Source organism: Pseudomonas sp., assembly GCF_030150285.1.
Taxonomy (GTDB): Bacteria; Pseudomonadota; Gammaproteobacteria; order Pseudomonadales; family Pseudomonadaceae; genus Aquipseudomonas.
The window spans coordinates 1-24,524 of the sequence record NZ_JASLGE010000054.1 but is presented as its reverse complement, the minus strand read 5'-3'; the positions used below and the strand labels follow the sequence as shown (position 1 = coordinate 24,524).

28 protein-coding genes and 1 tRNA gene are annotated in these 24,524 nt (G+C 57.8%); 15 read left to right on the top strand and 14 right to left on the bottom strand.

What is annotated here, in order from left to right; genetic code table 11:
- Nucleotides 1-58 precede the first annotated feature (58 nt).
- Nucleotides 59-718 (top strand): TetR/AcrR family transcriptional regulator, encoded by a 660-nt coding sequence (locus Q1W15_RS12210; protein ID WP_300728526.1) that lies wholly within the window; start codon nucleotides 59-61, stop codon nucleotides 716-718.
- On the opposite strand, the gene Q1W15_RS12205 is transcribed toward Q1W15_RS12210, so the two are convergent.
- The 4 genes from Q1W15_RS12205 to Q1W15_RS12190 form a co-directional block, all read right to left on the bottom strand.
- Nucleotides 712-4,275, bottom strand: a complete 3,564-nt coding sequence (locus Q1W15_RS12205; protein WP_300728801.1) for a molybdopterin cofactor-binding domain-containing protein — start codon at nucleotides 4,273-4,275, stop codon at nucleotides 712-714. The two genes, Q1W15_RS12210 and Q1W15_RS12205, sit on opposite strands and share 7 nt — an antisense overlap.
- A 14-nt stretch (nucleotides 4,276-4,289) precedes the next feature.
- Entirely contained in the window at nucleotides 4,290-4,778 is a 489-nt protein-coding gene (locus tag Q1W15_RS12200) for a (2Fe-2S)-binding protein (protein WP_300728523.1), read from the bottom strand.
- A 177-nt stretch (nucleotides 4,779-4,955) separates the two neighbouring features.
- Nucleotides 4,956-5,324 (bottom strand): MarR family winged helix-turn-helix transcriptional regulator, encoded by a 369-nt coding sequence (locus Q1W15_RS12195; protein ID WP_300728798.1) that lies wholly within the window; start codon nucleotides 5,322-5,324, stop codon nucleotides 4,956-4,958.
- Nucleotides 5,325-5,525: 201 nt separating this feature from the next.
- Nucleotides 5,526-6,560, bottom strand: a complete 1,035-nt coding sequence (locus Q1W15_RS12190) for a 2,5-dihydroxypyridine 5,6-dioxygenase (RefSeq protein WP_300728520.1) — start codon at nucleotides 6,558-6,560, stop codon at nucleotides 5,526-5,528.
- Nucleotides 6,561-6,852: 292 nt separating this feature from the next.
- Here Q1W15_RS12190 and Q1W15_RS12185 point away from each other — a divergent pair, with 292 nt between their 5' ends.
- The 6 genes from Q1W15_RS12185 to Q1W15_RS12160 all read left to right on the top strand — a co-directional run bounded on the left by Q1W15_RS12185 (nucleotide 6,853) and on the right by Q1W15_RS12160 (nucleotide 12,563).
- Entirely contained in the window at nucleotides 6,853-8,001 is a 1,149-nt protein-coding gene (locus Q1W15_RS12185; protein WP_300728517.1) for an FAD-dependent monooxygenase, read from the top strand.
- Nucleotides 7,998-8,813, top strand: a complete 816-nt coding sequence (locus tag Q1W15_RS12180) for an alpha/beta hydrolase (RefSeq protein WP_300728514.1) — start codon at nucleotides 7,998-8,000, stop codon at nucleotides 8,811-8,813. The genes Q1W15_RS12185 and Q1W15_RS12180 overlap by 4 nt, the downstream gene beginning before the upstream one ends.
- Nucleotides 8,814-8,893: 80 nt before the next feature.
- Entirely contained in the window at nucleotides 8,894-9,598 is a 705-nt protein-coding gene (locus tag Q1W15_RS12175; protein WP_300728793.1) for an Asp/Glu racemase, read from the top strand.
- A 12-nt stretch (nucleotides 9,599-9,610) separates the two neighbouring features.
- The gene (locus Q1W15_RS12170) at nucleotides 9,611-10,255 is read left to right on the top strand and encodes an N-carbamoylsarcosine amidohydrolase (protein WP_300728512.1); all 645 of its coding nucleotides are present in this window, start codon (nucleotides 9,611-9,613) and stop codon (nucleotides 10,253-10,255) included.
- 207 nt (nucleotides 10,256-10,462) lie between these two features.
- Nucleotides 10,463-11,779 (top strand): MFS transporter, encoded by a 1,317-nt coding sequence (locus Q1W15_RS12165; RefSeq protein WP_300728509.1) that lies wholly within the window; start codon nucleotides 10,463-10,465, stop codon nucleotides 11,777-11,779.
- Nucleotides 11,780-11,891: 112 nt separating this feature from the next.
- Nucleotides 11,892-12,563 carry a DUF480 domain-containing protein gene (locus tag Q1W15_RS12160; protein WP_300728506.1) on the top strand — a complete coding sequence of 224 codons (672 nt, stop codon included), beginning with the start codon at nucleotides 11,892-11,894 and terminating at the stop codon, nucleotides 12,561-12,563.
- 108 nt (nucleotides 12,564-12,671) lie between these two features.
- Here Q1W15_RS12160 and Q1W15_RS12155 read toward each other — a convergent pair whose 3' ends face one another.
- Together Q1W15_RS12155 and Q1W15_RS12150 are read right to left on the bottom strand one after the other, a co-directional pair.
- Nucleotides 12,672-13,544, bottom strand: a complete 873-nt coding sequence (locus Q1W15_RS12155) for a hypothetical protein (protein ID WP_300728503.1) — start codon at nucleotides 13,542-13,544, stop codon at nucleotides 12,672-12,674.
- Nucleotides 13,541-13,696 carry a hypothetical protein gene (locus tag Q1W15_RS12150; RefSeq protein ID WP_300728500.1) on the bottom strand — a complete coding sequence of 52 codons (156 nt, stop codon included), beginning with the start codon at nucleotides 13,694-13,696 and terminating at the stop codon, nucleotides 13,541-13,543. The genes Q1W15_RS12155 and Q1W15_RS12150 overlap by 4 nt, the downstream gene beginning before the upstream one ends.
- Nucleotides 13,697-13,888: 192 nt before the next feature.
- Between Q1W15_RS12150 and Q1W15_RS12145 the strand changes: the two genes are divergently transcribed.
- Nucleotides 13,889-14,812 carry an LD-carboxypeptidase gene (locus tag Q1W15_RS12145; RefSeq protein WP_300728497.1) on the top strand — a complete coding sequence of 308 codons (924 nt, stop codon included), beginning with the start codon at nucleotides 13,889-13,891 and terminating at the stop codon, nucleotides 14,810-14,812.
- Between the two features lie 50 nt (nucleotides 14,813-14,862).
- On the opposite strand, the gene Q1W15_RS12140 is transcribed toward Q1W15_RS12145, so the two are convergent.
- Nucleotides 14,863-15,681 carry a shikimate 5-dehydrogenase gene (locus Q1W15_RS12140; RefSeq protein WP_300728494.1) on the bottom strand — a complete coding sequence of 273 codons (819 nt, stop codon included), beginning with the start codon at nucleotides 15,679-15,681 and terminating at the stop codon, nucleotides 14,863-14,865.
- Nucleotides 15,682-15,913: 232 nt separating this feature from the next.
- Between Q1W15_RS12140 and Q1W15_RS12135 the strand changes: the two genes are divergently transcribed.
- The 3 genes from Q1W15_RS12135 to Q1W15_RS12125 all read left to right on the top strand — a co-directional run bounded on the left by Q1W15_RS12135 (nucleotide 15,914) and on the right by Q1W15_RS12125 (nucleotide 16,836).
- Entirely contained in the window at nucleotides 15,914-16,261 is a 348-nt protein-coding gene (locus tag Q1W15_RS12135) for a hypothetical protein (RefSeq protein ID WP_300728491.1), read from the top strand.
- An 85-nt stretch (nucleotides 16,262-16,346) separates the two neighbouring features.
- The gene (locus tag Q1W15_RS12130) at nucleotides 16,347-16,541 is read left to right on the top strand and encodes a hypothetical protein (protein ID WP_300728488.1); all 195 of its coding nucleotides are present in this window, start codon (nucleotides 16,347-16,349) and stop codon (nucleotides 16,539-16,541) included.
- 100 nt (nucleotides 16,542-16,641) lie between these two features.
- Nucleotides 16,642-16,836 carry a hypothetical protein gene (locus Q1W15_RS12125; RefSeq protein ID WP_300728485.1) on the top strand — a complete coding sequence of 65 codons (195 nt, stop codon included), beginning with the start codon at nucleotides 16,642-16,644 and terminating at the stop codon, nucleotides 16,834-16,836.
- Here Q1W15_RS12125 and Q1W15_RS12120 read toward each other — a convergent pair.
- Nucleotides 16,784-17,095: an AzlD domain-containing protein gene (locus Q1W15_RS12120; protein ID WP_300728483.1), complete on the bottom strand. Its 312-nt coding sequence runs from the start codon at nucleotides 17,093-17,095 to the stop codon at nucleotides 16,784-16,786. The genes Q1W15_RS12125 and Q1W15_RS12120 overlap by 53 nt on opposite strands.
- Nucleotides 17,092-17,787 carry an AzlC family ABC transporter permease gene (locus Q1W15_RS12115; RefSeq protein ID WP_300728480.1) on the bottom strand — a complete coding sequence of 232 codons (696 nt, stop codon included), beginning with the start codon at nucleotides 17,785-17,787 and terminating at the stop codon, nucleotides 17,092-17,094. The genes Q1W15_RS12120 and Q1W15_RS12115 overlap by 4 nt, the downstream gene beginning before the upstream one ends.
- Nucleotides 17,788-17,982: 195 nt before the next feature.
- On the opposite strand from Q1W15_RS12115, the gene Q1W15_RS12110 reads away from it, so the two are divergent.
- The gene (locus Q1W15_RS12110) at nucleotides 17,983-18,501 is read left to right on the top strand and encodes a DNA starvation/stationary phase protection protein (RefSeq protein ID WP_300728478.1); all 519 of its coding nucleotides are present in this window, start codon (nucleotides 17,983-17,985) and stop codon (nucleotides 18,499-18,501) included.
- A 378-nt stretch (nucleotides 18,502-18,879) separates the two neighbouring features.
- On the opposite strand, the gene Q1W15_RS12105 is transcribed toward Q1W15_RS12110, so the two are convergent.
- On the bottom strand, nucleotides 18,880-19,821 hold the full coding sequence (locus Q1W15_RS12105; RefSeq protein ID WP_300728475.1) for a class I SAM-dependent methyltransferase: 942 nt from the start codon (nucleotides 19,819-19,821) through the stop codon (nucleotides 18,880-18,882).
- Nucleotides 19,822-20,046: 225 nt separating this feature from the next.
- Here Q1W15_RS12105 and Q1W15_RS12100 point away from each other — a divergent pair, with 225 nt between their 5' ends.
- From Q1W15_RS12100 to pbpG, 3 genes are all read left to right on the top strand, one after another.
- Nucleotides 20,047-20,598 (top strand): DUF2975 domain-containing protein, encoded by a 552-nt coding sequence (locus Q1W15_RS12100; protein ID WP_300728472.1) that lies wholly within the window; start codon nucleotides 20,047-20,049, stop codon nucleotides 20,596-20,598.
- A gap of 9 nt (nucleotides 20,599-20,607) precedes the next feature.
- A complete protein-coding gene (locus tag Q1W15_RS12095; protein WP_300728469.1) occupies nucleotides 20,608-20,823 on the top strand; it encodes a helix-turn-helix transcriptional regulator in 216 nt (71 codons plus the stop codon).
- A gap of 329 nt (nucleotides 20,824-21,152) precedes the next feature.
- Nucleotides 21,153-22,094, top strand: coding sequence for a D-alanyl-D-alanine endopeptidase (pbpG, locus tag Q1W15_RS12090; RefSeq protein ID WP_300728467.1), 942 nt, complete (start codon nucleotides 21,153-21,155; stop codon nucleotides 22,092-22,094).
- A 180-nt stretch (nucleotides 22,095-22,274) separates the two neighbouring features.
- Here the strand turns inward: pbpG and Q1W15_RS12085 are convergent, their stop codons facing one another.
- The 4 genes from Q1W15_RS12085 to Q1W15_RS12070 all read right to left on the bottom strand — a co-directional run bounded on the left by Q1W15_RS12085 (nucleotide 22,275) and on the right by Q1W15_RS12070 (nucleotide 24,523).
- Entirely contained in the window at nucleotides 22,275-22,727 is a 453-nt protein-coding gene (locus Q1W15_RS12085; protein ID WP_300728464.1) for an Hsp20 family protein, read from the bottom strand.
- Between the two features lie 121 nt (nucleotides 22,728-22,848).
- Nucleotides 22,849-23,808: a tRNA-dihydrouridine synthase gene (locus Q1W15_RS12080; RefSeq protein ID WP_300728461.1), complete on the bottom strand. Its 960-nt coding sequence runs from the start codon at nucleotides 23,806-23,808 to the stop codon at nucleotides 22,849-22,851.
- A gap of 73 nt (nucleotides 23,809-23,881) precedes the next feature.
- Complete coding sequence (locus Q1W15_RS12075; protein WP_300728459.1) at nucleotides 23,882-24,316, bottom strand: thioesterase family protein; 435 nt, start codon at nucleotides 24,314-24,316, stop codon at nucleotides 23,882-23,884.
- A gap of 139 nt (nucleotides 24,317-24,455) precedes the next feature.
- Nucleotides 24,456-24,523 (bottom strand) — tRNA-Glu (locus Q1W15_RS12070).
- Between the last annotated feature and the right edge of the window lies 1 nt (nucleotide 24,524).

Here is a 24,524-nt window from a genome sequence, read left to right as displayed (position 1 = left end):
ACCATCGCCTGCACACTTCTCACCCGCAGCGCTGCGCACCACCGTGGAGGACATCAGCGTGAAGAAAAAAACCGGTATCCGGGCCCATCAGGCCGACCAGACGCGGGCGCGCATTCTTAAAGCCGCCACGACGGTGTTCGCCCGCGACGGGTATGCCGGTGGGCGCATCGAGCAAATATCCAAGGAAGCCGAGTCCAACGACCGGATGATTTATTACTATTTTTCCAGCAAGGAAAATCTGTTTATCCAAGTGCTGGAGCACACCTACGAGGCGTTCAACCTGGCGGAAAGCACGTTGCGCCCAGACCTGAGCGACCCGGTCGCAGCCCTGCGCGAACAGGTGGCGTTTTTCTGGAATTACTACGTCAACCACCCGGAATTCGTAGCCATTCTCACCATCGAGAACCTGCACAAGGGCAAACATGCTCAGCAATCGCGTGAAATGGGCCGCCTGAGCGCCACCACGGTCGGTGTGATCCGGCCCATCATCGAGGCGGGCCAGCAACACGGCGTGTTCCGTCAGGACGTGGACATCAACCACGTGTATTTGATGATCGCCTCGTTGTGCTACTTCTATAATTCGAACCAACACACGCTCACCTCTTTCCTGGGCCAGAACCTCGCAGACAACGGCCAGCAGCAAGACTGGCTGGCCTTTATCAGCGACGTGGTCATACGCGGGGTGCAGGCCACTGCGCCCGCACCTGCCGGTCAGTGAGTGCCCGGGTTGGCCCGCAGGTGCGCGACGGTCTGTTGCAACCCTTGCCACGCCGGCTGTTGCGGCGCGAAGCGATGCCGCAGGTAAGCCGCCAGGTCACTGACTTGACGGTTTGACAAGCTGTCCTTGAAGCCGGGCATATAGCCCAGATCCGGGGTGGCCGGCACGGGAATACCCTGCAACACCACCTTGATCAAGTTGTCCGGCAGTGCACTGTGCACATTGCTGTTGCTGGCCAGTGACGGGCTGACCCCAAACAGTTTCGGCCCCGCGCCGTCGGCATGGCAGCCCTGGCATGCGCCCTCAAACACCCGCTGGCCATTGCTCAACGACACCGCCGTGGCTGCTGCCAGCGCAGCGGTTTGCGGGGCGGGCACCGGTTGCACCTCAGCCGTGTCATTCAGTGAGGCCAGGTACACCGCCATCGCCCGGCGATCGGCGTCTGGCAAGGTGGCCAATTCGCTCACCACCGGCCCCATCGGGCCCGCCGCCACCCCGTGCGCTTCGGAATACCCTGTGCTCAGGTAGGTAAACAGCTGATCCTCGGTCCAGGGCGTCGGCGCATGGGACAGGCCGTTGAGCGGCGGAGCCTCCCAGCCATCGACACTGCCCCCCGCCAAAAAGGCCTTGCCGCCCTTTTCGGCCCCCATCAGGTTGCGCGGGGAATGGCAGGCCGCGCAGTGACCCAAACCGTTCACCAGGTACGCACCGCGGTTCCATTGTGCGCTGCGTTGCGGCTGCGGCTTGATCTCGCCCTGGCGCAAATACAAGGCGTTCCACCCCGCCATCAGCGGGCGCATATTGAATGGAAACTGCATGGCGTTGGCCTTGGCCGGTTGTGAGACCGGCGCTTGCGACATCAAGTAGGCGTACAACGCCTGCATGTCGGCATCGTCAATATTGCGAAATGCCGTGTACGGAAAGGCCGGGTACAGGTGCTTGCCGTCGCGGCTGATCCCTTCGCGCATGGCTCGCTCAAAGGCCGGGTATGACCAGTTGCCGATACCGGTTTGCGGGTCCGGGGTGATGTTGGTGGTGTACAGGGTGCCAAACGGGGTTTGCATGGCCAGCCCGCCGGCATTGGTGGATCCGCCCGGCGCGGTGTGGCACACCGCACAGTCGCCCACGGCCGCCAGCAAACGCCCGCGCTCCAGCGTGGCCGCCGACCAGGTGCCCGCCAACGGCGGCACGATCGGCGCTATTTCAGCCCGCCAGGGCAAGGCCGTCGCGGCAATGCCCACCAGCGCACCGAAGCCCGCCACGAGCGAGCCGAACCACCATTTCGAGCGTTTGGCCGGCGCGGGTTCTGCTGGCTCGGGCGCAGGCTGTGCCTGCTGCAAGGCCGCCAGTACCCGCTCCGGGGTAATCGGCAGTTCCCTGAAGCGAATGCCAGTGGCATCAAAAATGGCGTTGGCGATGGCCGCCGCGCTGGGCACGCCCGCCGACTCCCCGGCCCCCATCGGCGGCTCGTGCTGACGCGGCATCATCAGCACATCCACCTTGGGCACTTGTTTGAACGTCAGAATCGGGTACGCGCCCCACTCCTTGCTGCTGACGGTGGACTCTTCGAACGTCACGCGCTCCTTGAGCACGCGGCTGGTGGCCTGAATCACGTTGCCGTGGATTTGATGCTTGACCCCGGCCGGGTTGATCATCATGCCCGCGTCATGCCCGATCACCACGCGCGTGACCGACACCTCGCCGCTCAGCCTGTCCACGGCTACATCTGCGACCCAGGCCGCCCAGGCCGCGCCGAACCCCGGGAACTTGCTGTGGATGTACCGCGCGTAGGCAAACCCGCGACCGCGCAAAATATTGTCCTGTTCCGGGGTTTGCATCGGCTGCGTGCGCGCCACCCAATCGGCCCGCGCAGCAGTCGCCCGCACCAGCTCCGAGGCACGCTCATCGGCCAGGTAACGCAGACGGTATTCAATGGGGTCGACCCCGGCGGCAAAGGCCAGTTCGTCGATATAGGACTCGTGGGCAAAGGTGTTGGGCAATGCCGACACGCCGCGCATCCAGGACGCCCGCACCAGGGGGGCCATGTCATTGATGGTCACGCGCAGATGGTCAAAATCATAGGGCGGGATCGAGGTGCGATCACCCATCTCGAACATCGCCGCCACCGGCTCGACGCGCCCGGTCAGCAACAAGGCCAGCGTGGGGGCACCATTGGACGGGTAGCTGGTTTGAAAGTCATACCCCGCCACCCCGCCGTCGGCATTCAGCCCGCCCTGCACTTCCATCAGTTGCGCCGTGCCTTTGGGCTCCCACACATGCTCTTGCTCGCGGGTCAGTTGCACCCGCACCGGCAGGCCGACAGCACGCGACAGCAACAGCGCATCGGCACACACGTCGTCTGCGCAATTGCGGCCATAACATCCCGCCGCTTCCATGCGGATAATGTCGATCTGGTCTTCGGGGTACTCCAACAACCATGCCAAGTCGGCGCGCAACAAATGCGGGTTTTGCGTGCCGGACCACACGCGAATTTGCTCGGGCTGATAATCGGCCAGCCCGCACGAGGGGCCGATTGAGCCGTGAATCTGGTAGGGCCACAAGTAAGTGCGGTTCAGGGTTTCGCTGGCCTGGGCCAGCGCCTGATCCACATCGCCCTTGTCCAGCACCACACGCTGGATACGCGGGTTATCACGAATGGCCTGCTCGACATCGGTCATGTCCGGCAGCTTCTGCCGCCACGGCTTCCACGTCACGCTCAGGGCCTGCGCGGCTTTGACCGCTTGCTCTTCACGCAGGGCAACGACACCGACAAAGTCGCGAATGACCACCACTTTGACGATACCCGGAATATGCGCAATCGAGGCTTCATCCACATGCAGCAGGCTGTTGCCGACAAACTCGCCACTGTCGAGCCCGGCATAGGGCGGGCGAATCACTCGGCCATGCAGCATGTCGGGCAGGCGCATGTCGTGCACATAGGTCAGTTCGCCAGTGGCCTTGGCCGGTATGTCGACCCGCGCCGAGGCGCTGCCCACCAGCCGATAATCGTCAACCGCCTTGAGCGGCGCATCGCCGGTAATGTTCAGCACATGGCGCTGGTGTTCAACCAGGCTGGCAAATGTCACCTGCTGCCCGTCCGGGCTGCGGATAACCCCGTGTTCAAGGCTCAACTCTGCGACCGCCACGCCCAGCCGTTCGCTGGCCTGCTCCAGCAAAAACCGCCGCGCTTCAGCCGCCGCATTGCGCAACGGAATGGCGCTGATCTGAAGGGTTGCACTGGCAATGGTCGCGCCCTGATTCGGCACACTGGCGGTGTCACCCAGCACCATGCACACCTGCTCGACAGCCAGGTCCAGCTCTTCAGCGACGATCTGCGCCAGCGCCGTACGCACTCCGGTACCCAGGTCAACGTGGCCATTGAAGCCATACACTTGGCCGTCATCATTGATGGCAATAAACAGCCCTTGCTCCATGGGTTTGACCACCGGCACACCGCCTTTGGCCACTGGCCCTGAGGGCGGCTGGATTTGATCGACAATCAGCAACACGCCCGACTTGGCCAACAACTGATCACGGGTAAGCGCGGTAAAGGTCATGGTCATGGGTCCGTTCAAGGCTGTTGGGCGGCGGCCAGCATGACCGCACGGATGATTTCAATATGAGTGCCGCAACGGCACAGGTTGGCCGACAGCTCGTTGCGGATCTGCTCTTCGGTGGGGTGCGGGTTACGGTCGAGCAAGGCTTTGGCGGTCATGATCATGCCGTTCATGCAATAGCCGCATTGCGCCGCCTGCTCATCGATAAAGGCTTGCTGCACCCGGTGCGGGTGCGCCCGGCTGCCGATGCCTTCCAGGGTGGTGATGGTTCGCCCTTCGGCACCCGCCAGCGGGAACACGCAAGAGCGGGCGGCCACGCCGTCGATGATCACCGTGCAGGCCCCGCATTCGCCAAGGCCGCAGCCATATTTGGGGCCGTTCAACTGCAAGTCGTTGCGCAAGATCAACAGCAGCGGCGTATCCGCCATGGCACTGACCTCGACGGCTTGGCCATTGACGTGAAGTGTTACCGTTTTGACCGGCGCAAGGCGGTGATCGCTCATTCAAGGCTTCCCAAAGTAGCAACGCCCGCCCTGTTTGAGCGGATCTTGTTAAGTGTTTACTTCATGAAATGCGCGTAATAAAGCGCCGCAGAGGCGGCGCTGTGATTCATCTGCGTTAATGAAGTAACTACTTCATTAACGCAGCAGCAAGAACAATGCCAGCGGCTCTAGAAAGCCTTAATCGGCTCCGTCATCGACCATTTTGCGCAACACATACAGCAGCGCGACGCGTTCGGCCGGGTTTAGCCGGCTCATGGTCAATTCGCTCACTTGCAGTGCATGGGGCGCTGTCTCATGCACCAATTGCATGCCGGTTTCAGTCAGGCTCACGATGACTTTGCGCTTGTCCTGCTCGGCCGGCTTGAGCGTGACCAGATCACGGGCCTGCAGGCGTTCGACAATGCCGCGAATCGTGGCCTGGTCCACAGCGGTGGCCTTGATCAACTCACTCAGCGAACTCGGCCCATGGTCGCGCACGGCGCACAGGGTAATAAACTGCACAGCGGTCAACTGCGAGTTACCGATGTTCTGCTGAAAAATCGCCATATGGCGCTGGTACGCCTTGCGCAACAAATGACCGACCTGCTCGGAAAAATCGTAGGCGGCATCGGTGTCTTGGGTGGGTGCTTGGGTGTCCGGCACTGCGGCCTCTTTCTTTGTCAGTTGAGGGAAGAAGACCTTAACCTGCCTGACCTGCCGGTGCGAGCGCACTCGTACTGGCAGGGGGCGGTGTCAGGGCGGTCAGCGTCAGGGGGCAACCACCACGCCGCCGGTCACCACGGCCTGCTCGTCCAGGAAAATATCGCAATGGCGCAGCGGAATATCCAGGTGGCACGGGGTTTTACGCGTGCCGCCCACTTCGGTGTTGGGCCCTGTTGAAAACAGGAAGTTACCCTCGAAGGCCCGAGCATCCATGCACATGCCGTCGTTTTTGTCGTGCAGGCCCATGGCAGTCCACTGCGCACGCGGTTGCAGCCCCCAGCCAATATGGGAAATCCCGTACACCTCAGGGTCGTTGAAGTACTTCAGGTAGTCGCGCAGGTACTCGGCCTCGAACCCGCCGTGAATCGAGGTGATAAACCCTTGGTCGATCTCCAGCACGATCTGCTCGCGTGAATAGTTTTTGAACGGCAGCACAATATCGCCCACGTCGATCACCAAGGTGCCTTCAGCGGTGGCTTCATTCGGCCAACTAAACAGAAAGCCGCTGGGCCAGTGATCCCAGCGCCCCGGTTCATCGGCAAAACCATATTCGGTCACCGCCGGGTATTGCCCCAACGCGGCCCGGAAATCACTGCCCGCTTTGGACCGCACCTGAATCGAGCGCGCTTGCTTGAGCATTGTTTCAGCCGCCATCACCCGCTTTTTATCGGCCAGCGTCGGCAACATGCGCGCCAGCACTTCGGGCGGCTCGACCGCCAGCAAAATGCGCGTCCCGGTTTTAAGGATTTGCTCCTGCTCGGGCGAATGCAGCAACAGCATGGTGTCGATCACCAGGTCCGCCGCTTCCAGTGCCCGCTGCGCGGCGATATTGCCGGTGAGCGCCGTGTCGCCGCAGTACGCGGTCAGGTCATTGCCCATCGCCATCGGGTGGTTGAACGATGGCAATTCCACGGCATACACCTTGGCACCCAGGCGCTGAGCCGCGTCCATGGCCGCCCGCACCGTGCGCGGGTTGGAGTAGTGGCTTTTAAGCACAGCGACACTTTGGGTCGCGTCCACTTTGGACAGTTTCAACACGTGCTCAAACATCTGAGTCAGTTCGCAGTCACTTACCGGCATGTACGGGTCCTCTCGACAGGGTCGCTGGTTACAGGTTGATTTGAAGCGTACACGCTATTTACGAATAAGTGATTAAAAATTTATTGCTTCATCAGCGTTTTGCAAACCCATGAAAAACACGGAATAACCCCATAAATACTGGATAAAACCCCATTATTAAACTGACTCTCGGTTAATTTTATTTTTCACAAGCTCTATGCAACGCCAAAATAAATAGCGTATACACTGCAAATCGCCCACCGGAACTTGCTCCGCTCAGGCGTCGTCAACCACTAAAAAAAGGACACCTTGCATGCCTGGAAAACAACGTATCGCCATCGTCGGCGCAGGTCTGGGAGGCGCTGCAGCCGCTACGCTGTTGCAAAAAGCCGGCTTCCACGTTGATGTTTATGAGCAGGCCCCCGCGTTTTCCCGCATCGGTGCGGGCATTCACATGGGCCCCAACATCATGAAAATTTTCCGCCGCATGGGCATTGAGCAACAGCTGAGTGACATGGGCTCGCACCCGGACTTCTGGTTCAGCCGTGACGGTGCCAGTGGCGATTACCTGTCGCGCATTGAACTGGGTGACTTTGCCCGCAAGGAATACGGTGCCGCCTACATCACTGTGCACCGTGGTGATTTGCACGCCCTGCAAATGTCGACCATCGCGCCAGGCACCACGCACTTCAATAAATGCCTGACCCGCCTTGAAGAAACCGACACCCACGTGCGCCTGCACTTCAGCGATGGCACCCAGACCGAAGCCGATATCGTGATTGGTGCCGACGGCATCAATTCAAAAATCCGCGAAGAGCTACTCGGTGCCGAAAAGCCGCTGTACAGCGGCTGGGTGGCACATCGCGCATTGATCCGCAGCGAAACCCTGACCAAGTACAACCTGAATTTCGAGAACTGCGTGAAGTGGTGGAGCGAAGACCGTCACATGATGGTCTACCACACCACCGCCAAGCGCGATGAGTACTACTACGTGACCGGCGTGCCACACCCGGCCTGGGACTTCCAGGGCAGTTTTGTGGACAGCAGCCGGGAAGAAATGTACGACGCGTTCGCGGGCTACAACCCCACCGTACAAGCCTTGATCGAATCCAGCGAAAGCGTCACAAAATGGCCTCTGCTCAACCGCAACCCACTGCCACTCTGGAGCCGTGGCCGCCTGGTACTGCTAGGGGATGCCTGCCACCCCATGAAACCGCATATGGCACAAGGGGCCGGCATGGCCATCGAAGACGCCGCCATGCTGACGCGCTGTTTGCAAGAAACCGGGCTGAGTGATTACCGCACCGCGTTCCAGCTGTACGAAGCCAATCGCAAAGGCCGCGCCTCACGGGTTCAAGCCGTGTCCAACGCCAACACTTGGCTGCGTACCCAGGAAGACCCGGCCTGGGTGTACGGCTATGACCTCTACAGCCACGCCCTGGAAACCGAGGTGCCGGCATGAGCACGTTTATGTACGGTGCCAACGTCCACGCCAATGGCATACGCCAGCATTACTTGCGCTACGGCGGCCAGGGCGGCGCCCCCAAACCTGTGCTCGTGCTGATTCCCGGCATTACCAGCCCGGCCATTACCTGGGGCTTTGTGGCCGAACACCTGGGTACACATTTCGACACCTATGTGCTGGATGTGCGTGGCCGCGGCCTGTCGAGCAGTGAGCCGCACCTGGATTACGGCACTGACGCCTGCGCAGACGATATCGCCGCCTTCGCCAGCGCCCTGGGCCTGACCGATTACCACCTGGCTGGGCACTCCATGGGCGCGCGCTTTGCTGTGCGCAGCGCGGTTCGCCATCCACAAGGGGTGAAAAGCCTGGTGCTGATCGATCCGCCGGTCTCCGGGCCAGGACGACGCGACTACCCCAGCAAACTGGCGTGGTACGTGGACTCGATCCGTCAGGCGGTCATAGGCATGGACGCCGAGGCCATGCGCGCGTTCTGCCCCAGCTGGACGCCAGAGCAATTGCAACTGCGTGCCGAATGGCTGCACACCTGTCACGAGCCGGCCATCGTGCGCGCGTTCAATGACTTTCACGACGTGGACTTTCATCAGGACCTGCCGCACCTGAACGCGCCGGCACTGCTGATGGTCGCCGGACGCGGCGGGGTGATTCAGGCCGAAGACGAAGCCGAAATCCAGGCGCTGCAACCGCGCATCCGCATCGCCCACGTCGAGAACGCCGGGCACATGATTCCTTGGGACGACCTTGATGGTTTCCTCGGCACCTTTAACGAATTTGTTCTCGCCCAGGCCTGAATTCAGCGCACCGCTCAAGGAGACACCCCGTGCTAAAGCCTTACCGTATCGGCCAGATTGTGCCCAGTTCCAACACCACCATGGAGACCGAGATCCCGGCGATGCTCACCGCGCGCCAGCTGATCCGCCCGGAACGTTTTACCTTTCACTCCAGCCGCATGCGCATGAAAAAAGTGTGCAAAGAAGAGCTGGCCGCCATGGACGGTGAGTCCGATCGCTGCGCGATCGAGCTGTCCGACGCCCGCGTCGACGTGTTGGGGTACGCCTGCCTGGTCGCCATCATGGCCATGGGCCTTGGCTACCACCGCCAGTCCGAGCAGCGCCTGACACGCGCCACAGCTGAAAACGACGGCAATGCCCCGGTGATTACCAGTGCGGGTGCCCTGATTGACGCACTTAAGGTGATGGGCGCAAAAAAAATCGCCATCGTCGCGCCCTATATGAAGCCGCTGACCGAACTGGTGGTGAATTACATCCGCGAGGAAGGCTTTGAAGTCGTGGACTGGCGCGCCCTGGAAATACCCGACAACCTGGCCGTGGCCCAACACGACCCCGCCCTGTTACCGGGCATTGTCAGCGGCATGAACCTAGAAGGCGTGGACGTGATCGTGCTGTCGGCCTGCGTGCAAATGCAGTCGCTGCCTGCGGTCGCCTGTGTTGAAGCCCAGACCGGAAAACCGGTGTTGACCGCTGCCATCGCCACCACCTACGCCATGCTCAAAGCCTTGAACCTGGAGCCGATTGTTCCAGGCGCGGGTGCCCTGCTGTCCGGCGCGTATCAATAAAAGGAGCGAGTCATGAGCCATGAACAAAGTGTCGACGCCAACTACCAGGGTGTTTGGGGCCAGCGCATTGGTTTCGGTCAAAAACCTGCACTCCTGATGATCGATTTCATGCAGGGTTACACCCGCGAAGGCGCGCCGCTGTTTGCCCCTGATGTGGTCAGTGCCGTGGCTGAAACCGTCGAATTGCTGCAGTGCGCACGCGAGCACGGCATCCCGGTCGTACACACCAACATCCGCTACCACCCGGAGCACTTCGCAGACGGGGGCATTTGGGTTAAAAAGGCGCCCGTGATGAAAGATATGGTTGAGGGCAACCCCCTGGCCGCCTTCTGCGAACCCGTGCAACCGCTCCCCAGCGAAGTAGTGATCAGCAAGCAGTACGCCAGTTCGTTTTTCGGCACCAGCCTGGCGTCACTGTTGCATGCCCAAGGCATCGATACCGTGGTGCTGGCCGGCTGTTCTACCAGCGGCTGTATTCGCGCCACTGCGGTGGATGCGGTGCAACACGGGTTTCGCACCATCGTTGTCCGCGAATGTGTCGGGGACCGTCACCGCGCACCGCATGAGGCCAACCTGTTCGACATTGACAGCAAATACGGCGACGTCGTCAGCAAGCAGCAAGCGCTGCAACACTTTCGACAGGCCGCACGCGCTTAAACCACCACCGTCACCGTTCACGTACACCGGCAGCCAGGGATAGCTGCCGTAGAACCAGGCCGTAGAGCACTGGTCGCCACTACTGAGCAAGGGCCTGAACAAGGCCTGCCCAGTCTTCTGACACTGCCTTTGGAAGCCGCTGTACGAGCCTGCCAAAGCACTGATCGCGGCTACACAACAACCATAAAGTCCCGCCAGGAGACACACATGCCCTCTGCAAATGCTGGAACACCCGTTGCGACCGCCGTCGCCGATCCGATCCCGGCGCTGTATCGCAAAATCACCTGGAAGCTTATTCCCTTCTTGTGCTTCTGTTATCTGGCGTCCTACCTGGACCGGATCAACATCGGCTTCGCCAAGCTGCAAATGCTCGGCGATCTGCAATTTAGCGAAACCGCGTTCGGTCTGGGCGCGGGCCTGTTCTTTGTCGGCTATATCCTGTTTGAGGTGCCAAGCAACCTGGCCCTGGAAAAAGTCGGCGCGAGAATGTGGATTGCCCGGATCATGATCACCTGGGGCATCCTGTCGGGCTGCACCATGCTGGTCACTACCCCCACCCAGTTTTATATCGTGCGCTTCCTGCTGGGCGCCGCCGAAGCGGGCTTTTTGCCAGGCGTGCTGTACTACCTGACCACCTGGTTTCCCACCCACCGACGCGGGCGCATCATTGCGCTGTTCATGATTGGCATGCCGCTGTCCAGCGTCATCGGCGGGCCTCTGTCAGGCTGGATCATGGGGGCTTTTGACAACACCGCGGGCCTGCGCGGCTGGCAATGGCTGTTTATCATCGAAGCCATTCCCACCGTCATCCTGGGGGTCCTGACGTTCTGGGCATTGCCCAACGATCATCACAGCGCCAAGTGGCTCAATGATGACGAAAAAGCACTGCTCGACAGCGAACTGCGTAAAGACGACACCGACGGCACACACAGCAAGCACAGCTTTCGTGACGGTTTTTTCAACCTGAAAGTGTGGATGCTGGGCGGGATCGACTTTTCAATCCTGCTCAGTGCGTATGCGATGGCGTTCTGGATGCCGACGTTCATTCGCAACGCGGGGGTCTCCGACAACTTCCACATCGGCGTACTGACCGCACTGCCCAGTGCTGCTGCCCTGCTGGGCATGCTGATGATCGGTGCCAGTTCGGACCGTCACCGTGAGCGCCGCTGGCACATTATCGTGCCGTTTTTTGTCGGTGCTGCCGCCATGGCCGCGACGACCTTTTACACCCATAACGTATTCGCCACGGTGCTGCTGTTCGCCATTGCCTCGGCGGCCATCATTGGCGCTGTGCCGGTGTTCTTCAGCCTGCCGGCCACCTTCCTCAAGGGCCGTGCCGCCGCAACCGGGTTCGCCCTGGCGTGCTCGCTGGCCAACATCGCCGGCCTGGTGAGCAACTCGATGATGGGCATCGCCATTGACGTCACCGGCAGCGGCACCAGCGCCCTGTGGTTCTTCGCTGGCTGCCTGATCCTCAGCAGCTTCCTGGTGATTGCCCTGCCCGCCAAACTGGTCAACCGCTGACCGCGTGCCTCCCGCCGACACCGGCGGGAGGTCCCCCCTCAAGACAGTCGCCCTGATGCGAAAAAGCCTCCACACTAGGCACTGGTAACAGTTGCTGATCATGGAGAAGAAAATGGAAGTCCCCGTTCATCATTCCCCGGAACACACCCCCAATGACGCCTCCACCGCTGCCCGCCTCACTGGCATCGAAGTGCGCATTCTCGGGTCGCTGATAGAAAAACAGGCCACCCACCCGGACACCTACCCGCTGACCCTTAACGCGCTGGTACTGGCCTGCAATCAGAAAACCAGCCGCGAGCCCGTAATGAACCTGACCCAAGGCCAGGTTGGGCAAAGCCTGCGCGCATTGGAAGGGCGCGGTTTTACCCGCCTGGTAATGGGCAGCCGTGCCGACCGCTGGGAGCACAAGGTCGACAAAGCGCTGGAACTGGTGCCTGCGCAAGTGGTGCTGATGGGCTTGCTGTTTTTACGCGGCCCGCACACCCTCAACGAACTGCTGACCCGTAGCGGGCGCATGCATGACTTTGAAGACACCGATCAAGTGCAACATCAACTTGAGCGGCTGATTGCGCGGGATCTGGCCGTGCTGCTGCCGCGTCAGTCAGGGCAGCGCGAAGACCGTTATATGCATACCCTGGGAGATCCGGCCGACATCGAAGCGATTCTCACCGCCCGCCAGCAACCGGCGGAGCGCAGCGGCATCCCCCCTGTTTCTCTGGAGCGTATTGATGCCCTTGAAGCCAGGATCGCAGCGCTGGAAGCGCGCCTGAGCGAATTGGAATAACGACGACTCACACGCCGTCAGTAAACAATGCCTACGCCCCTTCCCTTTGCATTGTGAACCGTACCCCCTCTAAAGCGGCAGGTTCACAACGCACCGGGAAGTGTTTGATTAGAAGAGCGTCAAGTCCAGGTGACCTTCATCATGCATAAGAGACAGCACGATGAAAATCAGCGCGCAATAGTTGTCAACATTGTCGACTTCGTGAGGTTTAAGGTTATCGATAACGTAAACACTCACCTTACTGATATCGTCATTGGGTGAAGGGCTGTAGGTCTCATCATTTGCCCCCAGGAGTAGATGCACCAACTCATGCAGCATTATGTAGAAGCAATATTCATTGCCAAAGCCTGAGACGCCCGGCGTGTATAGGGCATTATTCTCAAGGCAGCGGTGATTGATCAGCATGCAGGGTTCAACCCCCATCCACTCAATAAATGCCATACCAAAGTTGTTGTCCGATTGACTATTAGGCGCCGTCACGGGCTTATAAACAAGTTCAAATGTAGGGCGATCGGTATGGATAATTTCAGATTGCAACTGCGCATCGCCAATCAATGAGCGCATGCGAGAAAGCCTTGCTCTCAGGTATTCACGGTCATTAAACAGCCTGTCGATCACACCCTCGATCAACAGGGAACCGCTTGTCTCGACACTTCCCAAGGTATTAACAATCGTCTCCAGCGCTGATACCACTGCGCTATTGACAAAGTGACTCCACTCACTCAACAACGAAGCATCAAGTACCAGGCCCGGCGTGACGCCATCTTTCACCCGCTCATATTGATTAACAAACAGCATCATGCGCTCTTCATTAGGTTTGAGTGCCGCAAGGATTTCGACATCCGACAACTCACCGATATCACTTTCTTGCAGGCGACTGTAACGCGCCTTCACGTACTTTATTTTCTCCGAATCAGAAGACTGGACAAACGCCAACATATTTTGCATGGCCTGGGCAGTGGTGATGGTTGTAAATATCATGTCGCATCCTTTTGCGCTAATACAGAAATAAAAACGGTTTGTTTAATCGTCCTCAACGGCGTGAGCCGAATCAGCTCAGCGATCAAGCGCGGCTGATACTCCTGATAAAAAGCGCCTTGGAACAGCACTTTCGACCTGAAAAGAATGTCCACGTGTAACTTGAGTCCTGCCCATCGAATCAAATTTCGACCGAACAGCCAAAACGGCTCCAACAATGGAAATACCCTACGCAAGATAACGACATACCTTCCCACTTAAAACAACGCGTACTGCAACTCACAGCTTGGGCCGAGGCTAGCCTTCACACTTCACTCATTACCCAGAACACTAATAAGGTGCCGCTCATGATTACATGCTCACAACCCCCAAGAAGCCTCAAACCTGGCAGTCGTATTGCCATTATCTCTCCGGCTGGCGCTGTCTCCAGCTCCGACCTGTTAACGCATACCCATGCCATGATTATTGAACAGGGCTATACGCCTGTTTATGGTGAGCATGCATTAGCTCGATACGAACACCACTACAACTATGCTGGAACCATTGAACAACGTCTGAACGACTTGCAATGGGCATTGGACGATGAATCGATTGATGCCGTCTGGGCGACTCGCGGCGGCTATGGAAGCGCGCAATTGCTGGAGCAAGTCGACCTGTGTCGTTTCCTCAACAACCCCAAGTGGTTGATCGGCTATTCCGATATTACGTACCTGCAAAGCCTGCTGGCCCGCCACGGTATTCAGTCGATCCATGGGCAGAACATCATCAGAACCGTTAACCCTTCGGCCGAGTCTTATCAAAATATATTTAACGTATTCAAGGGTATCAAACCGACGTACTCATTGAGTGCCAACGCGCTTAACCAACACGGAGCCTGTACCGGAACATTAATAGGCGGGAACATGACAGTGGTCACCGCGCTATCGGGCACCCGCTATAATTTCAATTACAACGACGCCATTCTGTTTCTCGAAGAAATCGGTGAAAACGCCTACTACAAAATTGATCGCTATATTAAAAGCCTTGAGCAAACAGGGGCCTTTGAAAAAATCAAGGGCCTGGTCATTGGCGGCATGAAAAACATTGGCAATGACACGTCAGACCACAGTGCGACCGCACAATCCATCATTGCAGAGCGCTTGGCTGATTACGACTTCCCGAAAGTCTTCGGGTTTCCCAATGGCCACATCTCGGATATGCGGCCACTGATCATGGGCGCGCCGCTCAGTCTGCATGTCGATGAACAGGGTGCCCAACTGACATTTGTCTAACCCTCGTCAACCCGGCGCAAGGCCGATGCCCGGCCTTGCGCTTTTACGTTTCAATTGCGGGCAAAAGCCACAGCCGCCTGAAACTGTTGCGGCGTAGGACGCACACCGGTGTACAGCGCAAACTGCTCGACCGCCTGCAAGGCGATAACTTCCAGCCCGGTAATGACCTGCTTGCCCTGAGCCCGGCCGCGCATGATCAGCGGTGTTTCAGAGGGAATGGCCACCACATCAAAGAGAATGTCCGAGCGATCAATCGCGTCTTCCTCAAAGGCCAGGTGATCTGCCTCTGTCCCACCGGCCATACCAACGGGCGTCACGTTAATCAGCATCTGCGGTCGATGCTCACCCAACTCCGGCTGCCAGTCATAGCCCAGGTTGTTCGCCAATGCCGAGCCGGCTGCCTGATTACGAGCCACTATCAGGCCATTGCGGTAGCCACCGTCACGCAACGCCGACGCGACAGCCTTGGCCATACCGCCGCTGCCGCGCAGCGCAAACGTAGTGCCTTTGGCCACGTTATGGCTGATCAGCAACTGCTCGATAGCCATGTAGTCCGTGTTGTAGGCCTTGAGATGCCCATCGGTATTGACAATGGTATTGATCGAATCGATGGCCTTGGCCGACGCATCCAGTTCGTCTACCAGCGCGATACACGCCTCCTTGAAAGGCATCGACACGCCACAGCCACGAATGCCCAGCGCCCGGATCCCGCGTACAGCGCCTTCCAGGTCGTGGCTGCTGAACGCTTTGTAGTAAAAGTTCAGGCCCAGTTGTTCGTATAGATGATTATGAAAACGCAGTCCGAAATTCCCGGGCCTGCCAGACAGCGATATGCACAACCGGGTGTCTTTATCCGGGTTCATTTGCATGCTCATCTCCTTGCTCACGGCGTTCAGATAAACGGCTAGAGCCGTGTAGGGAATAGTGTTAGATCATAGTTCCACGGGCCAAGCTGAATCGTGTCAGCCCCTGAGAGACCTTACACAACATTTACCAACAGGCCTCGCAGTTTTTCAAAAAGTGCGGTCTGAATGTTATCCCTGCGACGATTTGTGACCTCTGGCCACACGTGACGGGGCTAACAGTCGAGGATTTCATAGAATGCGTAGCCTCCCCAAGATTGCTTTGCTGATAGGTACTCTGGCAATGGCAGGCCAGGCGTCCGCCCATGGCGGCTGGGGTGCCGGCCCGGCGTTGTTCGGTGCCGTGGTGGGTGCCGCGGTCGTCGGTTCGGTCATTGCAGGTCATGAACGCCGGCCGGTATACGTCCAGCAACCGGTGTATGTGCAGCCACAACCGGTGTATGTCCAGGCACCGCCCGTGTATTACCAGCCGCAACCCGTCTACGTGCCGCCACCGCAACCGGTGTATGCGCCCGCTTACTATGGTCGGCCGCAACCGCTGTACTACGGCCCGCCACGGGGCTATTACGGCCCACCGCGCTGGTAATCAACCGATAAACCGAGCGGCAGGCTTGTACAGTTGCCGTTTGGCGGGTTTAACATCAACTTTTATAAAAATAAGGACGACTCGAATGCCAACCCAAAACCCCCACCACCTGCCCGGCTTGTGTATCTCCAGCAAGGTGTACAACACCTTGACCGAACTCAAGCAGCTCGAAAGTCATCGCGCCGCCAAACTGGTCTCACTCATGGCCCAGCACCTGGTCAGCAAGGGATTGGTGAGCGAGCAAGAGGTCATGCACATGCTTGACCTAGTGGTTGACTGACGCACCTACCCTATCGGCAGTGATGGCGACTATTAGCCACAATGATTATTTTGTGCAGCGAGCGCCCCCGTAAAATGACCTCATTCTTACGGAGGTTCATATGCCCAAACTTCATGTCATGTCAGTTGTAGGCAGCGCTGTTCCCGCCCGGCTTCGCGCCGACGGCCTGTTGGCGTGCTGGTACGTGGTCAGTGACGGCGTTGCGGTCAGCGGCCCCTTTACTTCGCGGGCCGATGCTCAGGTTACAGCCACGCGCGAAACAGATAAAACAGCGTCACACTGGACACAACACTGAGCAAAACATTGCGACTCCAGGCCATTAGCCCTATCGCGCACAACCCGGCCAGCAAGTAAGGGTTTGTCAGGCTCACATCGAGCGTGTGATCCTTGATAAAAATGATGGGCCCGCAAATAGCCGTCAGCATCCCCGGCACTGCAAACCCCAAAAACTCCTTGACCCCCCGGTTCAAGCGAATCGGCAACCGAGGCTCCAGAAACAGGTAGCGGTTGAAGAACAGAATCAGGGTCATTGCCGCAATAATCAGCCAGATCATGAGAAGTACACACCCAGTCGCTTACACACATACCCGGCAGCCATGCCTGCCAGCCCCGCCAAAACAATCGCAGACTCCCATCTCCAGTAGCTGAACAGCACCACCGCAAACAGTGAGACCGCCACGCACACGACGCTTGGAAGGGACCGTACCACCGGTGTGATCAGTGCGATAAAGGTCGCCGCAATCGAGAACTCGAGCCCCAACTGATCAAGCCCAGGGATACTCTGGCCCACCACGATCCCCAAGCACGTAAACAGGTTCCAGCCCACATACATGCACAGCCCGACACCCAATGCATACCAGCGATTGAAGGTTTGTCGGTCCATCGGGCTGACCAGCGCAAAAAACTCATCGGTCAACAAGAAGCCCAGGCCAAAGCGCCATCTGGCGGGCAGCGGTGCCACCATCGGGCGCAAATGCATCGCATACAGCAGGTGCTGCGAGGTCAGCAGCAAGGTCGTCAGCAAGATAGAAATCGCCCCGGCCCCGCCCTTGATCATCCCAATGGCCACTAACTGAGCTGCCCCGGCAAAGACAAACAGCGACAAACCCTGGCTTTGGGCCGGCGACAGTTGTGCATCAATAGCCGTGGAGCCTGCCAGCAAGCCCCAAGGCGCGCAGGCCAATGTCAACGGAAGGCAAGCAATCGCACCGCGAATGAACGCGACGCGAGGAAGCGTAGAAGGCATCGATAACATCCTGAAAATGTGCAGAGCCGAAGGGTCGCAGCTTGAACGGGAAAAGTATTGAACGATCTTGCTCTTTACCCGGTCGGACTATTTAACCGCTTCATCAGAGCGGGCAGAGGGTTTGACGAACGACAAATCGTAGTCTTTAGTCAGCCCGTTACTGCACACCTCCCACAGCCTTCACGAGGAACCCCCATGAAAGACCTGAAATCCGCCAAGGAAAGCAGAAAGGCCGATCTGCGGACACCTTCGGCGCTGAGCGAAGAAAACTGCATCAACATTGCAGCAGAAGTGAACGCACTGCTCGCCGACACCTTTGCCATTTACCTGAAGACCAAGAACTTCCACTGGCACATGTCGGGCCCGCATTTCCGCGACTTCCACCTGCTGCTGGACGAGCAGGCCGACCAGATTTATGCCACCACTGACGCCATTGCCGAACGTGTGCGCAAACTGGGACGCACAACGCTGCGCTCCATCGGTCATATCAAGCGACTCCAGCGCCTGAAAGACAACGACGCTGACTTTGTCACGCCGGAAGACATGCTGGCTGAATTGCGCGAAGACAACATTCAGTTGGCCGCCTTTATGCGCGAGACCCACGGCATGTGCTCCGAACTCGGAGACGTCGCCACCACCAGCCTGCTGGAAAACTGGATCGACGAGGCCGAGCGCCGCGTATGGTTCCTGTTTGAATCGTCGCGCACCAAGTAAGCACAAACGCCGGTGTGATCAGGGTCACGCCGGCGCTGAAGGTAACATTTGTTTCATATTGCCAAGCTGTACCGGGCGCTATAGTCACTGCGCTCATTCAATGAACCCTTGGCCCGCCCCCCCGCGGGCTTTTTTTTGGTTCATCGCGCAATCACGGGAAGCCTATAAACAAGAACGCCGATTTAGTTGATGATGTTCATGCGAACAAACATATCCAACCAACCGGCGTTCTATGCCTGATAGATCGTGTCCATCAGAACCTGCTGTCCGCTAACCCATCGTTGATGACGGTCTCTTTAACTTAAAGCGAATGCTTGGTTATGAAGGTCAAGAGTGTCTTTCCCGGTAATCCGTGATGAACCTTTTTGTACCTGCCTGTCAGCCACCCTGCTTAAACACCAGCGCCTTCAAGCCACACTGCGCGTCGGCATCTGGGAACTCGGGGGGGTTGTCCAGCCGCTGAACGAACTGCAGGCTGGGCGCATCACGAGTGAATCCGTCGATCAAAAAGTCCGCCCCCAGCGACGGGTCGTTCATGCAGGCCAGCACCGTACCGTCGGCCGTCAGCAACTCCGGCATGCGCCGCACCACGCGCTGGTAATCTTTGGTCAGCAGAAAACTGCCTTTCTGGAAGGACGGCGGGTCGATAATGACCAAATCATAGGGGCCCATGCTTTTGACTTTGCCCCACGACTTGAACAACTCATGGCCTAGAAAACTGACCTTGCTCAGGTCATGGCCATTGAGCCGGTGATTGTCACGACCGCGACTTAGCGCTGCACGAGACATGTCGAGGTTCACGACATGCTCAGCACCGCCTTCAATCGCTGCAACCGAAAAGCCGCAGGTGTAGGCAAACAAGTTAAGCACGCGTTTGCCTTCGGCATTGCCCTTTACCCAGTCACGGCCAAAGCGCATATCGAGAAACAAGCCGTTGTTTTGCTTGCGCCCCAAGTCAACGCGATAGCGCAAGCCGCCTTCGGTCAGCGTCCACTCATCGATCACTTCGCCTACCGGCCAGTCGGTGTCACTTTGCAGGGTGTAGCGGTGTTGCAGCACCAGCGTGTGGGCACCACTGGCTTGCCATTCTACTGAGCGGGCGATCGCCATCAGCAGCCCGTTCAAAGCCGCGAGTTGCGCAGGTTCGGGCTCTTTGAACAACGCCACCAGTACAACGCCCTGCAGCCAGTCCACCGTCAGTTGCTCCAACCCTGGCCAGCAACGCCCTCGGCCGTGAAACAGACGCCGGGTTTCAGCGGGCGCGTTGCGCAGCGCGGTCAGTAGGTGGCGATTAAGTATCGACAGTGCTTCAGGGTTCATCGAGCGGGCCCGTTATTTTCGAGGGGGCATATTTTACACCTATGACCGGGCTGACCGTACGCGAACTGAGTGAGGACACCGAGCATTCATCAGCCGAGGGTATGTATTCGGTTACAAAGTTATCGTTTTACAATCATTAGTTATCGAAATAAGATCATTCCCGTACAAAGTGAACACCTTGTACTCACACGCACGCCCTCAGGGCCCACACAGAAGGATTGTTCAATGCAAACAGATCGCCTGGCCAACCACAGCCGACTCTTGGCCCACGCCACAACAGCCTTGATCGTCGGCATGCTGGCCATCAACATCGCCTATTGGGTTTTCCCCCACCAAATCGCGACCTATATCGGAGGGTTCAGCCTAAGCACCCTCACACAAACCCTTAACGCCGATATCTCACAGTTGACCTGGTGGCAGACCACAGGCGGCGCAGTTATCTCCAGTATTCCTTTATTGATTTTGGCAAAAGGGCTATGGGCCTTGCGCGGGCTGTTCCAGGCCTATGGCAAAAGCGATTACTTTTCGCCAACCTCCGCTGAACTGTTGGGGCAAGTCGGTACCAGTGTGTGTTACTGGGTGGCCGCAACAGTGGTGCTGACGCCTGTGATGAGCGTGTGGATCACCGTGCTTGGACCCGTAGGACAAAAGATGCTGACACTCAGCTTTGAACCTTCACAACTTGTTGCACTGTTTCTTGCTGCCTCTGTCATGATTGTCGCCCGCAGCCTGCACAACGCTTGCTCAATGGCACGTGAAAATCAGCAATTTGTTTAAGGGACTAACATGCCGATAGATATCAGACTCGATGTGATGCTGGCCAAACGTAAGGTTAAATCCAAGGACCTTGCACAGACCATAGGCATTACAGAGCAGAATTTGTCACTGCTTAAACAAGGCAAAGTGAAGGGCTTGCGACTCGCCACCTTAGAGGCCATCTGCAAAGCGCTGGACTGCCAACCGGGCGATTTGCTGCATTACCACCCTGAAGTAACTGCCTAAGAAAATACCCGGTACGCCCACCAGAACTTACCCTGCTGAGCGTACCAGCGCCTCCCCTCTCCTCCCTGCACTGCCCCACCAGCCTGTTCAGGCTGCATACAGCCTTGATCTGCAAGACTTGAAGACGCACGCCGCTCTACTCCGCCGGCTGACTGAAGACACGGCGCGTTTCTGTACCTTTGAAAAGACTTAAACCGTGGATTTAATCGCAAAAAATGCTTCGAAATCAGGCATTTCAAGGACATTTGATCCATACTTGGAAAATGTAACGTAATGTGTAACAGCACCGTTTCGCTCGGTATTTCCTGGCCTTTTTCGAGTCATTTTGCGTGAAAAAACATCTGTCCATTTTGAGCCTGTTTTTAGTTCTCACAGGCACCACCGCCCCTTCACTTGCCGCAGCGACCGAGAGCACCGCGACCCCGCGGGATACGTCACAGCTGCATATCGCGTCGGGGAGCGCGATGTTGATTGACCTGAAAACCAACAAAATCATTTATGCCAGCAACCCTGACGTAGTTGTGCCCATTGCATCAGTCACCAAGCTGATGACCGCTATGGTGGTGCTGGATGCCAAGCAGCCCATGGATGAGTTCATCTCGGTCGACATCAGCAACACCCCGGAAATGAAAGGCGTGTTCTCGCGCGTCAAACTCGGCAGTGAACTGTCGCGGCACGAAATGATGCTGATCACCCTGATGTCGTCGGAAAATCGGGCGGCTGCCAGCCTCGCGCATCATTACCCGGGAGGTTATGTAGCCTTTATCGCGGCCATGAATGCCAAAGCCAAGAGCCTGGGCATGATGAACACCCATTATGTTGAGCCCACTGGCCTGTCGACTCACAACGTGTCGACCGCCCGCGACCTGAGCAAGTTACTGGCTGCGGCGCGCAATTACCCGATGCTCAGCCAATTGAGCACCACCAAGGAAAAAACCGTCGCGTTCCGTAAACCCAACTACACGCTGGGCTTTCGCAACACCGACCACTTGGTCAATAAAGAAAAGTGGACGATTAAACTGACCAAAACCGGCTTTACCAACCAAGCGGGGCATTGCTTGGTGCTGGTGACAGAAATGGGTAATCGCCCGGTGTCGCTGGTGATCCTGGATGCCTTTGGCAAATACACGCATTTTGCCGATGCCAGCCGTATCCGCAACTGGGTCGAAACAGGAAAAAGCGGCAGTGTTCCGGACGTCGCCTTGCGCTACAAGGCCGATAAGAACCTTAAGGCCCGTCAGGCACCTGCACATCACGCGCCAGCGCAATAGACAGGAAAAAGCAGGCACTTGCCCCCTGGAGAGTGTCGAGAGCAAATGCCTGCGTACGACTAACAAAAGACGGAAGGTTTTTCATATGGGCCTTGAGCCATTCAAGCCTTTAGCCCTTCACCAGCAAGAAAGAAGCGCCCCGCCGCACTGGCGGGGCCGCTGCCTGAGCCCTGCCCGAAGTCAGTTCTTCAGGGCAGGTTGGTGATCCCCATTAATAGGGATGCGTCTGGGTTTAGCTTCTTCGGGCACGACCCGCTGCAGGTCTATGCTCAACAAGCCATTGCTGAGGTTTGCGCCTTGGATCTCGATGTGATCATCGAGCCGGAAGGACAATTTGAATGCCCGTTGCGCAATTCCCTGATGCAAAAAGGTGACGCTTTCTTCTTGGGTGCTTTCACGTTTGCTGCCGCTAACGCTTAACACGCCATTTTCAACTTGCAGGTCCAGATCATCCTGCTGGAAACCTGCCGCTGCCACTACGATCCGGTAGTTGTCTTCACCCCGTTTCTCAACGTTATAGGGTGGAAAGCCGCCGCTTGCATCGTTGCGTAATGCGGATTCAAACAAATCACTAAAACGGTCAAAGCCGACAGAATTACGGAACAGTGGCGCCATGGAAGGTGCGTTGTTCATCATTGTGCCTCCTGATTTCAGCGAGATTGTGTTTCTGCGACCCGGTCTTGGCATCGCTTACCCCCTAGATAGGGATCGGCCATCCTCTTTCAAGGTGCTTTATAAAATTTTTTCGTGACTATCAGAGCGCACCCTCGGGCGGGTTATTTACCAACTGACCGACCTTTTCACAGTCGGTTTCACGGCGCATGGCATTGAACAACAAGACTGCCTCCGGGTAGTTGCGGGTCAGCATGGCCAACCATTGCTTGAGCCGGCCGGGGGCCGAACGGGGGGTCAACTGCGCTTGCGCTTGAGCCCAGAAGTCGCGAATCATGGGCTGCATATCAGCCCAGGTCATGGGTACCACGTCTTCGCCAGCACGCGCTGCAGCAATTTGCCGAGCCAGATCAGGGCGCGACACCAGGCCGCGGCCCAACATAATGTGTTCAGCACCGCTGATTTCGCGGCATCGACGCCAGTCTTCAACCGACCAGATGTCTCCGTTTGCAAACACCGGCACCTTGACCACGTCTTGCACCTGGGCGATGTACTCCCAATGCGCGGGCGGCTTGTAGCCGTCCATTTTGGTCCTGGCATGCACAACAATCAGGCTGGCACCGCCTTCGGCCAAAGCAATGGCACATTCATTGGCACTGTCCGGCGTGTCGAAGCCCAAGCGCATTTTTGCGGTGACCGGAATATGTGCCGGCACTGTACGCCGAACTTGCAGCATGATCGCGTGGAGCAATTCAGGCTCTTTAAGCAGCACCGCCCCGCCCCGGGATTTATTGACGGTTTTGGCCGGGCAGCCAAAATTGAAGTCAATAACCTGTGAACCCAACTGGCAGGCCAGCGCCGCGTTGTCAGCCAGGCACGCCGGGTCAGACCCCAGCAACTGCACGCGCAGCGGAACTCCGGCACGGGTTTTCGCACCCTGCTTGAGTTCCGGGGCCAGTTTGTGGATGTAATCGGGCGTTAGCAGCCGTTCAGTGACCCGAATAAACTCGGTCACGCACCAATCAATACCGCCGGTGCGGGTCAGTACATCACGCAGGATGTTGTCGACCAACCCTTCCATCGGTGCCAAAGCAATTTGCATGGGTGACTCTCATAAAAAGCGTGCGGCAGTTTACGGGGTTCTCGGGCGATCCGATATCCAGTATCAACCTTGATCAGCGCGCCACAATCGCCGGGCCATACCCCTCAAGAAACTCAGGAGGCAAACGCCTGGCTTTACCCGTGGAAAGCTCAATGCACACGAAACTGGTTTGCGCTCGCAACAACGTCAGACCGTCGCTGGGGCGCACCAGCTGAAAATGCCGAGTCATGCGCAAGCGCTGGTCACAATCGACAATCCAGGTCGCCAATTGCAGCTCATCGCCTTCATAAGCACTGGCCAGGTAATCGATTTCATGACGGGCCACTGCCATGGCTCGGTCCAGCCGTCGGTATTCGGCCAGGTCCAGACCCAGGCGCTGTGAGTGACGCCAGGCACAGCGTTCCAGCCAGACCACGTAGGCGGCGTTATTGGCATGACCAAACCCGTCAATGTCGTCGGCCTGCACCTGCAGATCAATAATGAACGGTGTCGCCAAATCCCAAGTCATGGGCTGTCTCCGGCAATAGCTGCAAGCTGCAAGCGGGCGGGAGGGCAAGCTTGTAGCTTTCGCCCTATAAACGCCAGACAAACAAAAGGGCCATTCAATAATTGAATGACCCTTAAAAATCCCGCAGAGCGGGTAATCGTGGCGTCCCCTAGGGGACTCGAACCCCTGTTACCGCCGTGAAAGGGCGGTGTCCTAGGCCACTAGACGA

Excerpts from the sequence above, each read along its gene's own strand:
- Q1W15_RS12100 (WP_300728472.1), top strand. The coding sequence starts at position 20,047 with ATGCAAACAGATCGCCTGGCCAACCACAGCCGACTCTTGGCCCACGCC.
- Q1W15_RS12165 (WP_300728509.1), top strand. The coding sequence starts at position 10,463 with ATGCCCTCTGCAAATGCTGGAACACCCGTTGCGACCGCCGTCGCCGAT.
- Q1W15_RS12190 (WP_300728520.1), bottom strand. The coding sequence starts at position 6,560 with ATGCCGGTAAGTGACTGCGAACTGACTCAGATGTTTGAGCACGTGTTG.
- Q1W15_RS12080 (WP_300728461.1), bottom strand. The coding sequence starts at position 23,808 with ATGCAAATTGCTTTGGCACCGATGGAAGGGTTGGTCGACAACATCCTG.
- Q1W15_RS12200 (WP_300728523.1), bottom strand. The coding sequence starts at position 4,778 with ATGAGCGATCACCGCCTTGCGCCGGTCAAAACGGTAACACTTCACGTC.
- Q1W15_RS12075 (WP_300728459.1), bottom strand. The coding sequence starts at position 24,316 with ATGACTTGGGATTTGGCGACACCGTTCATTATTGATCTGCAGGTGCAG.
- Q1W15_RS12145 (WP_300728497.1), top strand. The coding sequence starts at position 13,889 with ATGATTACATGCTCACAACCCCCAAGAAGCCTCAAACCTGGCAGTCGT.
- Q1W15_RS12120 (WP_300728483.1), bottom strand. The coding sequence starts at position 17,095 with ATGATCTGGCTGATTATTGCGGCAATGACCCTGATTCTGTTCTTCAAC.
- Q1W15_RS12110 (WP_300728478.1), top strand. The coding sequence starts at position 17,983 with ATGAAAGACCTGAAATCCGCCAAGGAAAGCAGAAAGGCCGATCTGCGG.
- Q1W15_RS12140 (WP_300728494.1), bottom strand. The coding sequence starts at position 15,681 with ATGCAAATGAACCCGGATAAAGACACCCGGTTGTGCATATCGCTGTCT.
- Q1W15_RS12095 (WP_300728469.1), top strand. The coding sequence starts at position 20,608 with ATGCCGATAGATATCAGACTCGATGTGATGCTGGCCAAACGTAAGGTT.
- Q1W15_RS12085 (WP_300728464.1), bottom strand. The coding sequence starts at position 22,727 with ATGAACAACGCACCTTCCATGGCGCCACTGTTCCGTAATTCTGTCGGC.
- Q1W15_RS12170 (WP_300728512.1), top strand. The coding sequence starts at position 9,611 with ATGAGCCATGAACAAAGTGTCGACGCCAACTACCAGGGTGTTTGGGGC.
- Q1W15_RS12135 (WP_300728491.1), top strand. The coding sequence starts at position 15,914 with ATGCGTAGCCTCCCCAAGATTGCTTTGCTGATAGGTACTCTGGCAATG.
- Q1W15_RS12205 (WP_300728801.1), bottom strand. The coding sequence starts at position 4,275 with ATGACCTTTACCGCGCTTACCCGTGATCAGTTGTTGGCCAAGTCGGGC.
- Q1W15_RS12155 (WP_300728503.1), bottom strand. The coding sequence starts at position 13,544 with ATGATATTTACAACCATCACCACTGCCCAGGCCATGCAAAATATGTTG.
- Q1W15_RS12125 (WP_300728485.1), top strand. The coding sequence starts at position 16,642 with ATGCCCAAACTTCATGTCATGTCAGTTGTAGGCAGCGCTGTTCCCGCC.
- Q1W15_RS12180 (WP_300728514.1), top strand. The coding sequence starts at position 7,998 with ATGAGCACGTTTATGTACGGTGCCAACGTCCACGCCAATGGCATACGC.
- Q1W15_RS12175 (WP_300728793.1), top strand. The coding sequence starts at position 8,894 with ATGGAGACCGAGATCCCGGCGATGCTCACCGCGCGCCAGCTGATCCGC.
- Q1W15_RS12115 (WP_300728480.1), bottom strand. The coding sequence starts at position 17,787 with ATGCCTTCTACGCTTCCTCGCGTCGCGTTCATTCGCGGTGCGATTGCT.
- Q1W15_RS12185 (WP_300728517.1), top strand. The coding sequence starts at position 6,853 with ATGCCTGGAAAACAACGTATCGCCATCGTCGGCGCAGGTCTGGGAGGC.
- Q1W15_RS12160 (WP_300728506.1), top strand. The coding sequence starts at position 11,892 with ATGGAAGTCCCCGTTCATCATTCCCCGGAACACACCCCCAATGACGCC.
- Q1W15_RS12130 (WP_300728488.1), top strand. The coding sequence starts at position 16,347 with ATGCCAACCCAAAACCCCCACCACCTGCCCGGCTTGTGTATCTCCAGC.
- Q1W15_RS12195 (WP_300728798.1), bottom strand. The coding sequence starts at position 5,324 with ATGGCGATTTTTCAGCAGAACATCGGTAACTCGCAGTTGACCGCTGTG.
- Q1W15_RS12105 (WP_300728475.1), bottom strand. The coding sequence starts at position 19,821 with ATGAACCCTGAAGCACTGTCGATACTTAATCGCCACCTACTGACCGCG.